This window comes from uncultured Georgenia sp., assembly GCF_937958535.1.
Lineage (GTDB): Bacteria > Actinomycetota > Actinomycetes > Actinomycetales > Actinomycetaceae > Oceanitalea.
The window spans coordinates 1-9,117 of the sequence record NZ_CALGNQ010000150.1 but is presented as its reverse complement, the minus strand read 5'-3'; the positions used below and the strand labels follow the sequence as shown (position 1 = coordinate 9,117).

Below are 9,117 nucleotides of genomic sequence, written 5' to 3'. Positions count from 1 at the left end.
CGGCGCGGCCGAGCCGGGCCGCGACCTCGCGCAGGTGACGGCGCAGCTCCTCCGGGGCCTCCACGACGAAGTCCGCGTCGAGCTCGGCCAGTATCCCCGCCAGCGTGTGGATGCTGTCGCCGTCGAGCAGCAGCCGGGAGCGGTGGTCGTCGACCGGCTGCACCTGCCCGTGCGTGGCCCACCGCCGCATGAGGTCGCTGTCGGCCGGCCGGTCGACGAGGACGACGGCCTTCTCCTGCCACAGGTCACGGACCCGGCGCAGGAGGTAGGTGCCGGCGTTCTCGCCGGGCAGCTCGCGCGGGGTGAAGCGCCGCCCGAGCGGGATGCGGGGACGCAGCCGGTCCACCCGGAAGGTGCGCCAGTCGCGGCGGTCCAGGTCCCAGGCGACGAGGTACCAGCGACCGGTCCAGGCGACCAGCCCGTAGGGCTCGACCTCGCGGCGCGACTCGGTGCCGTCGCCGCGGACGTAGTCGAAGCGCAGCAGCACCTGGTCGCGGCACGCGCCGGCCACCGTCATGAGGACGTCCGGGTCGACGACGGCGGCTCCCGGCAGGTGGACGACGCTCTGCCCCAGCCGCTGGACCCGCGCCCGCAGCCGGGAGGGCAGCACCTGCTCGAGCTTGCCGAGCGCCCGTCGGGCCGCCTCGCCGACACCGTGGACGTTGCTGCTCGCGGCTGTCGTCAACGCGATGGCCGCGGCCACTGCCTCGTCGCTGAGGAACTGCAGGGGCGGCAGCCGTCCGCCGTCGCCGAGCCGGTAGCCGCCGCCGGCGCCCCGGACGGCGTGCACCGGGTAGTCGAGCTCGCGCAGCTTGTCGATGTCACGGCGCAGCGTGCGGTCGCTGACGCCGAGCCGTTCGGCCAGCTCGGCGCCGGGCCACTCCCGTCTCAGCTGCAGCAGGCTGAGCAGCTCGAGCATGCGCCGGGAGGAGTCGACCACGTCCCCCACCTTCTTCCCCGCAGCGGACACAGGGTGTCCGGTACGGCTCCTAGCGTGGCAGATGTCCGATTCACCCGGAAGGACATATGTCATGCACCCGCACCTGCTCGACAGCTTCGCCGCCGCCGTCATCGGGACCACGCTCGACGAGCTCACCCGGACCCAGCGCATGCCGGCCGCCAAGCCGGTGCGCCGGCGCGGCCGCCCACGGCGGGCGGCGGTGGCGCTGACCACGACGGTGGGGATCGCCGCCCCGGCGCTCACCGCCGTCGTCGTGGTGGTCGCCCGGTAGGTCAGGGAAGAGAGTCCTCGCGGGTCGCCAGCGTCACCGCCACGTCACGCGCGCTGCCGTCCTGCGCCACGGTGAGCGTCACCTCGGTGCCGCTCGCGTACTGGCGCACGAAGCCGACGAGCGAGTCGGCCCCGGTGACCCGCTGGGCGTCGATCGCGACGACGACCATGCCGGGCTCCAGGCCGGCCGCGTCCGCCGGGCTGCCCCGTTCGACGGTGACCACCTCGGCGCCGGCGCGACGTTCGCCGTCCACCGCCACGACGGCGTCGGTGAGACCGACGCCCAGGTAGGCGTGCTCGGCCACACCCCGGGCGACGAGCTGCTCGGTGACGAGCGTGACGAGGTTGCTCGGGATGGCGAAGCCCAGGCCGATGCTGCCCGCCGAACCACCGGCGCCGGTGGGCATGGACGCGATCGAGCTGGTGATGCCGATGACCCGGCCGGCCGCGTCGAAGAGCGGGCCGCCGGAGTTGCCGGGGTTGACCGCGGCGTCGACCTGGATCGCGTTCGTCGTGATGGCCGTGCGCCGCTCCCCCGGCAGCCGCCCCTCCTCGACCGTCGTCACCGGGCGGTCCAGCGCCGAGACGATCCCGGTGGTGACGGTGTGGCTCAGCCCGAGGGGGTTGCCGATCGCCGCGACGTGCTGCCCGACGCGCACCGTGTCGGAGTCGCCCAGGGTAGCCGGGATCAGGTCGTCGGGCGGGTCGTCGAGGGCGATGACGGCGAGGTCGGTGGCGACGTCGGTGCCGACGACCGACGCCGGGTAGAGGCGCCCGTCCCACAGCGTGACGAGGATCTGGGTGCCCCCGGCGACCACGTGGTGGTTGGTGATGATCCGGCCCTCGCCGTCGACGATGACACCGGAGCCCTGGCCCGCGCCGCCCCGGGTGCGCACATCGATGGCGACGACGCTGGGGCCGACCTCCTCGGCGAGCCGGACCCAGTCCGGGACCTGGCCGGGGCCGATGTCGGGCGGAGCCGGCTGCCCGGTGCCCTCGTCGGGGGTCGCGCCGTGGCCCGGCTGCCCGGTGCGCTCCTGCGTGGTCGCCTCCCGGGGGGCCTGGTCCGTCCCGGCGCCGGTGATGCCGAGCGTGGCGAGCGCCCCGACGACCAGGGCGAGGAGCACGGCGACGCCGAGCAGCGCCCAGCTCGGCCGGCGGCGCTGCCGCACCGGCGTGGGGGGTGGTCCACCGTCAACCCACATGACTCCTCCGTGATCGTGCGACACCGTCATGACACCACCAGCCTCGCACCACCGCGAGCGCCGGGGCAGCGCAGGACACGATCCGGTGAGCCGACGGCCTAAGGTGGGGGCGTGGCCGAGCAGGAGCAGCTCATCATCAACGACCCGGAGCGGATCCGGGCGGTGGCCCACCCCTTGCGGCTCAAGCTGCTCGACCTGCTCAAGGACCACCGCGAGCTCACCGCCACCGAGTGCGCCGAGCTCACCGGGGAGTCGGTGGCCAGCTGCTCCTTCCACCTGCGGATGCTGGAGAAGTACGGCTTCATCGAGCGGGCCGAGCCGCGCGGCCGGGAGAAGCCGTGGCGGCTCGTCGGCAGCGGCAGCTACGCGACCGGCGTCGACCCCGAGGTGCCCGGCTCCCTGCAGGCGACGGTGGAGCTGGGCAAGCTGACCTTCGCCCAGCGCGCGCAGGGGCTGTGGGCCGCGATGGAGCGGCTGGACCGTGAGCCCCAGGCGTGGATGGAGGCCACGCGGCTGATGAACGCCTCCGTCTGGGCGACGGCGGAGGAGGCCCGCGCCCTCGCCGACGAGATCAGCGACGTCCTCGACCGCTACACCGGCCGGGACGACCCCGCCGAGCGCCCCGCGGGTGCGCGCCGCGTGCGGGTCGTCACCGCCGTCTACTCCGACCCGCCCGAGCAGGCCTGACGCCCGCGCCTGCCTCCCGCACGTCCCACGCCGGCCTCCCGCACCATCTCGCCCCACGCCGACGCCCGCCGGGGCCATGCCCACCACGGCCCGCGGTCACCCCCGTCAGGTCGTGAGCTCGGGCGGTACACCCTCAGGTCCGCCCGCCGCATGAACGTGCGACCACACGGGCTCACGCAATGGTCAACACCTCTTGCGCAAGATTTCTTGCGCAAGATATCTTTAGCGTCTACGCTCGTGCCATCACCACAGCTCCGGCAGGAGGGTTCCGACGATGACCGACCAGCTCACCGCCCCGCGCCGGCGCGGACCCGCCGCGCTCGCGACGCGGGGGTTCCGCCGGCTGGTCGTCGCCTGGGTGTTCACGAACATCGCCGACAGCGCGCTGTACCTCATGGTCGCCGTCTGGGTGAAGGAGCTCACCGGCTCCGACGGCGCCGCGGGCTTCGTCTTCGCCGCGCTCGGGCTGCCGACCTTCCTCGCCCCGTTCATCGGGCAGCTCGCCGACCGGGTCTCGCGCCGGTGGCTGCTCGCAGCCGGCAACGCGACGCTGGCGGTGCTCGTCCTCAGCCTCGTCCTCGTCCGGGACGCGCGGGACCTCTGGCTGGTCTACGGCGTCACCTTCGTCTACGGCGCCATGGGGTTCCTCACCGCCTCGGCGCAGTCCGGGCTGGTCCGCGACCTGCTCGACGACGACGCGCTGGCCGGCGGGAACGGGGTCCTCACCACCGTGGACCACGCCTTCCGACTGGTCTCCCCGCTCCTCGGCACCGCGCTGTACGTCGCAGCCGGACCGCGCGCCGTCGTCCTCGTCACCGCCGCCTGCTTCGCCCTCACGGCGGTGCTGCTCACCCGGGTCGAGGTCGTCGAGTCCCCGCCGGAGCCGGCCACCGGCACCCGCTACTGGGCCGACCTCTCCCGCGGGCTGCACCACCTGCGGCAGACCGCCCCGCTCGGCGCGCTCACGCTCGTCATCGCGATCGCCGTCGGCGCCTCGGGCCTGACCAACGTCGCGGTCTTCCCGATGATGGAGCAGGGCCTGGGGGCCGACCCGGCGCTGCTCGGCGTGCTCGTCAGCGTCCAGGGCGTCGGTTCCGTCCTCGCCGGTCTCACCGCGGCCCGGCTCGTGCGTCGCCTGGGCGAGCCGCACCTCGTCGCACTCGGCCTCGGCGTCATGGCCCTGGGGCTGACACCCTTCGTCCTCGTCGGCACGGTCGCCCTGCCCGCGGGCGTCGCCCTGGGGGCGGCGGTGCTCGGCCTCACGCTCGTCGGGGTCGGCGGACCGTGGCAGATCGTCGCCTTCGTGACCCTCCGGCAGCGGCTCACCCCGCCGCGGCTCCAGGGGCGGGTGGCAGCCACCTCGAACGTCGCCTTCAGCCTGCCCCAGACCCTCGCGGCCATGACCGGCGCCGCCGTCATCGGCGTGGTCGACTACCGCGTCCTCGTCGCCGCGACCATCGCCGGCATGGTCCTCGCCGGTGTGCTCGCCCTGCGCACCGCCCGTCCCGCCTGACCACCACTCCCGGAAGGACCCACCATGGGACCGCACCTGCTCCACGACCTCGCCGCCCGCACCAGCGGGCAGACCATGGCCGACTTCGTCCGCGCCCAGGTCCTCTCCCCGAGCCGGCCCCGCAAGCCGCGCACGGTCTTCGGCCGGCCCGGCCGCCGGCGGCGCTGAGCGCGGGCGGTAAATCCGTTGTTCCCGGCCCGTCCGGGTTGCCAGGCTGGTCGAGAACCGCGACGGCAGCGCGCCCGTCACCGTCCGGCCTCCCTGAGGCTCCCTGACCCCCTCCCAGGGTCCGACCAGGGCACTCCCGGATACCGCCCGACCACCCGCTCACGATCTGCTGGGAAACATGCCGGACATCCTCGCCCTGCTACCCGACACGTTCAGCCCCGTCCTGGTCGCCGTCGGCGCACTCCTCGCCTTCGCCGAGTCGGCGTTCGGGCTGGGGGTCCTCGTGCCGGGCGAGCTCGGCGTCCTCGTCCTCGGGGCGACCGCGAGCACCCCGGTCCAGGTGGTCCTCGCCCTCACCGTCGTCACGCTGGCGGCGTCGGCCGCGGACCACGTCGGCTACCTCATCGGCCGCCGCTACGGCCGGTCGCTGCGCGACAGCCGGGTGGTGCGCCGGGTCGGCACGGACAGCTGGGACCGCGCCGCGGAGCTGCTGCGCCGGCGAGGCCCACTGGCGCTCGTCGTCAGCCGGCTGCTGCCGCTGGTCCGCACCGTGGTCCCCGCCGCGGCCGGGGCCGCCCGGATGCGCTACCGGCGCTTCGTCGCCGGCTCCGTCGTCGGCAGTGCCCTGTGGGCCTGCCTCTGGCTGGGCGGCGGGGCGCTCGCCGGCCAGGCGCTGCCGCGCGTCGCCGACCGGATGGGCAGCGCCGGCTGGATCGTGCTCGCCGGCATCGTCCTGGTCTGCGGCCTGCTCGTCCTGCGACGCCGGGCCCGGCAGCGCCGCCGCGCGGCCGCCGCGCCGCAGGAGTGGGAGCTCGAGCTCGTCTGACCCGAGCCGCCGCACCAGGACCGGCTGCCGGGTGTGAGCACCTCGCCGGGCAGCAGGCGTTCCGGTGCCGGAGTTCGGCCCCGCGGCGTCCCGCACCTGACCCTGCACCGCTCGGCGCCCCGCATCCGATCCTGCACCCCTCGGCGGCACGCACCTGTCAGCCTGCACCCCTCCCTGCCTGCGCTCCCGGCCACCGGGCGGACCGACCGCACCGAGCACGGGCGCCGGACGGAGGAGCCCCACCCGTGCGGGCGGACCGGCGGCGCCCACGACCCACGGACCGTCCACCTGCGCTCCCGTGACCCGATCGTGACCCGCGCGGGTTGACAGCACCGGGACCGGTCACCATGATTTGTGAAACCTGAATCACCTGTCATGTTGTGACAGACCTCCAAGCACCTCAACCGAAGGCGGTCCCAGTGCGCCTTCGGCGCCGTCGTGGCCGCCTCCGCCCGCCGCCTCGGCATCCCCGCCGAGGACGTCAACCCCCACGGCGGCGGCATCGCCGTGGGCCACCCCATCGGCGCCTCCGGCGCCCGCCTGGCGGTCCATGCCGCCCACCAGCTCGCCTCCGGCAACGCCCGCCGCGCCGCCCTCGCCCTCTGCGGCGGCGGCGGCCAGGGCGAAGCCCTCCTGCTCGAAGCACCCTGACCCACACCGGCCGGGTCACCCGACCCGGCCGGTCCCGTCCCCCGCCTCGCGCGGACGCCGGCGTCGCCGCCGGTGCGCCGGGCGGCACCGGCCCGCTCCTGGAGGAAACCATGACCACCGTCCCCGACCGCGCCGTCACCCGGACCGACGTCACGACGACGCGCCTGCGGATGCACGTGCGGGACACGGGCGCGGCCGGGGCCGACCGCGGCACCGTCGTGCTCGTCCACGGCAACTGCTCCTCCTCGGCGTTCTTCCACCGGCTGCTGGGGGAGCTGCCCGAGGGGTGGCGGGGGCTGGCGCCGGACATGCGCGGGTACGGCGACACCGAGGTGCGGCCCCTCGACGCGACGCGCGGGCTACGGGACATGTCCGACGACGTGCTCTCGCTGCTCGACGCCCTCGGTATCGAACGGGCGGCGTTCGTCGGGCACTCGGCGGGTGCGGGGGTTGTCATGCAGCTGGCGATCGACCACCCGGACCGGGTGGCGCAGGTACTCCTCGAGGCGCCGGCCTCGCCCTACGGGTTCGGCGGGACCCGCGACGTCGACGGCACCCCGACCTGGCCGGACTTCGCCGGCTCCGGCGGCGGGACGGCAAACCCGGAGTTCGCCGCCGCCATCGCCGCCGGCGACCGCTCGACCGACCACCCGTACTCGCCGCTCAACGTCTTCCGCTCGCTGTACGTCGCCCCGGGCGCGGAGCTGGTGGACGAGGACCTGCTTCTCGACTCGGTGCTCTCGACACGGATCGGTCCGGAGAACTACCCGGGCGACGTCGCGCCCAGCGAGAACTGGCCGGGCGTCGCGCCCGGGACCACGGGGATCAACAACGCGCTGTCGCCGAAGTACTTCGACGTGTCCGGCTTCGCCGACGTACCACAGGTGGGTCCGGTGCTGTGGGTGCACGGCAGCGCGGACGCGATCGTCTCCGACACCTCGGCCCTCGACCTCGGGCAGCTCGGGGCGCTGGGGGTGGTCCCCGGGTGGCCGGGCCACGACGTCTACCCGCCCCAGCCGATGGTGAGCCAGATGCGTGCCGTGCTGGACCGCTTCGCCGCTGCCGGCGGCACGTACCGCGAGGTGGAGCTCGAGGGCATCGGGCACAGTCCGCACATCGAGGCGCCCGAGGTGTTCCGCACGCTGCTCACCGAGCTCCTCACGGGTTAGGGGCGTCCACAGCCCGCTGCCCCTGACCGCCCGGTCCCCGCCGTCTGCAGCACGGTGTGCCGCATGGGACAGGGCACAGGCCAGGACGCCGGACCCGTGACGTTCCCCGAGCAGGTGGGGCTGGCGCTGCGGGCGTACCGCCGGGAGCACGGGCTCAGCCAACGCGCCTTCGCCCAGCTGATCACGGTCCCGCAAGCGACCGTCGCCCGGCTGGAACGGTCGGCGGACAGGTGCTCGCTCGCCACGGTGTGCTCGGTGCTGGCCCGCACCGGGTACGCCCTGGCCGTCGTGGACGGTGACGGGGTGCCGGTGACGGAGTGGGACGTGACGGACCTCGTGGCGCGTGACCGCTCCGGCCGACGGTTCCCCGCGCACCGCACGGTGTGGCCGGTGGAGCCCGGACGGCTGGGGCCGGTGTGGTGGATACTGCACGAGTACCTGGGCACCGGCCCGTGCGGACCCCAGCCGGAATGGACGACGGTGCAGCCCTTCCGCTACCGGTGTCGGGGGCCGAGCGACCTCGCCCCACCAGGCGGCGAACCGCCGGCCTCGCCGGGCAGCTGAGGACTTCAGGTCCCGCCGTCGTGAGGGCGGGTATCGCCGGTGCGAGGGCGGGTATCGCCGGTGCGGGGGTGCGGTGGCTCTCCTGCGAGAGGTCAGGAACCGTGAGTGTGATGGTCCGGTGGCTCTCCAGCGAGAGGTCAGGAACCGTCAGAGTGAGGGTCCGGTGCTTCTGGTGCGAGGGTCCGGTGCCTCTGGTACGACAGGTCGGGACCGCCGGTGAGGGACTCGACGTTGTCGTCGAGCCATGGCGCCGCCTCGCAGGTGAGCTCGCTGGGGGCCAGGAACCGCCGGCGCGAGGGTCAGGTATCTCTGTCGCGAAGGGTCAACCTGATCCAGCGCACGGATCAGCTGCGACAAGGCAACCTGACCCACCACACGGACCAGCTGCGACAAGCCAACCTGACCCACCTCATGGATCAGCTTGACCCCTCCGGAACGACACATCTTCCCCGGAGCCGGCATGGCTGAGCTCCGGGCGGGACGCGGTGGCCGCGAGGTCCCCCCGGACCGATGGCCCCATCACGCCGTGCACGTCCAGCACCCGGGCGCCAGGCTGGTACCCATGCGCTGGACGACGCTCCTCGGGACCGCTGCTGCCGCCACCACCGCCGCCGCGGGCGCCCTCGCGACGCAACCGGACAGCCTGTGGTACCGCACCCTGCACAAACCGGACTGGCAGCCTCCGAGCCAGGTCTTCCCCGCGGTGTGGACGCCGCTGTACGCCGACATCGCGGTGACGTCGGCTCGCACCCTCGACCGGCTGGGTGCCGCACCGCAGGAGCGCGCTGCCTACCGGCGAGCCCTCGTCGTCAACCTCGCCCTCAACGGCGCGTGGAGCTGGCTCTTCTGGCGCAGCCGCCGACCGTGGTGGGCGGCCGTGGAGTGCGCTGTGCTCACCGTGAGCTCGGCCGACCTGGTCCGCCGTACGGCTCGGGTGCACCGCGGTGCCGGCGCGGCACTGGCGCCCTACGCGCTGTGGTGCGGTTTCGCCACCGTGCTCTCCGCGACGATCGCCCGGAAGAACGCCGGCCACTCGGGCTGACGGGCGACCGGGTCCATCGGGTCACCGGACACACCGGGTCACCGGGCACCACCGGGTCACC

The 9,117-nt window shown here is 74.4% G+C and carries 10 protein-coding genes and 1 pseudogene; 9 read left to right on the top strand and 2 right to left on the bottom strand.

The features are described 5' to 3' along the window. Positions 1-940: WYL domain-containing protein (locus Q0195_RS08270; RefSeq protein ID WP_299276969.1), on the bottom strand; the 940-nt coding region annotated here is incomplete at its 3' end. Between the two features lie 91 nt (positions 941-1,031). Between Q0195_RS08270 and Q0195_RS08265 the strand changes: the two genes are divergently transcribed. Further along, a complete protein-coding gene (locus tag Q0195_RS08265; protein ID WP_299276966.1) occupies positions 1,032-1,232 on the top strand; it encodes a hypothetical protein in 201 nt (66 codons plus the stop codon). A gap of 1 nt (position 1,233) precedes the next feature. Here Q0195_RS08265 and Q0195_RS08260 read toward each other — a convergent pair whose 3' ends face one another. Then, positions 1,234-2,436 carry a trypsin-like peptidase domain-containing protein gene (locus Q0195_RS08260; protein WP_299276963.1) on the bottom strand — a complete coding sequence of 401 codons (1,203 nt, stop codon included), beginning with the start codon at positions 2,434-2,436 and terminating at the stop codon, positions 1,234-1,236. 111 nt (positions 2,437-2,547) lie between these two features. On the opposite strand from Q0195_RS08260, the gene Q0195_RS08255 reads away from it, so the two are divergent. The 8 genes and pseudogenes from Q0195_RS08255 (at position 2,548) to Q0195_RS08220 (ending at position 9,056) form a co-directional block, all read left to right on the top strand. Continuing rightward, a complete protein-coding gene (locus tag Q0195_RS08255; protein WP_299276961.1) occupies positions 2,548-3,123 on the top strand; it encodes a helix-turn-helix domain-containing protein in 576 nt (191 codons plus the stop codon). A gap of 274 nt (positions 3,124-3,397) precedes the next feature. Then, positions 3,398-4,636: an MFS transporter gene (locus Q0195_RS08250; protein ID WP_299276958.1), complete on the top strand. Its 1,239-nt coding sequence runs from the start codon at positions 3,398-3,400 to the stop codon at positions 4,634-4,636. A 24-nt stretch (positions 4,637-4,660) separates the two neighbouring features. Then, complete coding sequence (locus Q0195_RS08245; RefSeq protein WP_299276955.1) at positions 4,661-4,804, top strand: hypothetical protein; 144 nt, start codon at positions 4,661-4,663, stop codon at positions 4,802-4,804. Between the two features lie 178 nt (positions 4,805-4,982). After that, entirely contained in the window at positions 4,983-5,630 is a 648-nt protein-coding gene (locus Q0195_RS08240; protein WP_299276952.1) for a DedA family protein, read from the top strand. A 423-nt stretch (positions 5,631-6,053) separates the two neighbouring features. Further along, positions 6,054-6,281, top strand: a pseudogene (locus Q0195_RS08235) (acetyl-CoA C-acyltransferase); the annotation flags it as partial. 110 nt (positions 6,282-6,391) lie between these two features. Further along, positions 6,392-7,450: an alpha/beta fold hydrolase gene (locus Q0195_RS08230; protein WP_299276950.1), complete on the top strand. Its 1,059-nt coding sequence runs from the start codon at positions 6,392-6,394 to the stop codon at positions 7,448-7,450. Positions 7,451-7,513: 63 nt separating this feature from the next. Further along, positions 7,514-8,014: a helix-turn-helix transcriptional regulator gene (locus tag Q0195_RS08225; RefSeq protein ID WP_299276947.1), complete on the top strand. Its 501-nt coding sequence runs from the start codon at positions 7,514-7,516 to the stop codon at positions 8,012-8,014. 562 nt (positions 8,015-8,576) lie between these two features. Beyond that, positions 8,577-9,056: a TspO/MBR family protein gene (locus Q0195_RS08220; protein WP_299276944.1), complete on the top strand. Its 480-nt coding sequence runs from the start codon at positions 8,577-8,579 to the stop codon at positions 9,054-9,056. Positions 9,057-9,117 lie beyond the last annotated feature (61 nt).

Coding starts and splice junctions, on each gene's coding strand:
- Q0195_RS08260 (WP_299276963.1), bottom strand. CDS start 2,436: ATGTGGGTTGACGGTGGACCACCCCCCACGCCGGTGCGGCAGCGCCGC.
- Q0195_RS08245 (WP_299276955.1), top strand. CDS start 4,661: ATGGGACCGCACCTGCTCCACGACCTCGCCGCCCGCACCAGCGGGCAG.
- Q0195_RS08225 (WP_299276947.1), top strand. CDS start 7,514: ATGGGACAGGGCACAGGCCAGGACGCCGGACCCGTGACGTTCCCCGAG.
- Q0195_RS08250 (WP_299276958.1), top strand. CDS start 3,398: ATGACCGACCAGCTCACCGCCCCGCGCCGGCGCGGACCCGCCGCGCTC.
- Q0195_RS08240 (WP_299276952.1), top strand. CDS start 4,983: ATGCCGGACATCCTCGCCCTGCTACCCGACACGTTCAGCCCCGTCCTG.
- Q0195_RS08230 (WP_299276950.1), top strand. CDS start 6,392: ATGACCACCGTCCCCGACCGCGCCGTCACCCGGACCGACGTCACGACG.
- Q0195_RS08265 (WP_299276966.1), top strand. CDS start 1,032: ATGCACCCGCACCTGCTCGACAGCTTCGCCGCCGCCGTCATCGGGACC.
- Q0195_RS08220 (WP_299276944.1), top strand. CDS start 8,577: ATGCGCTGGACGACGCTCCTCGGGACCGCTGCTGCCGCCACCACCGCC.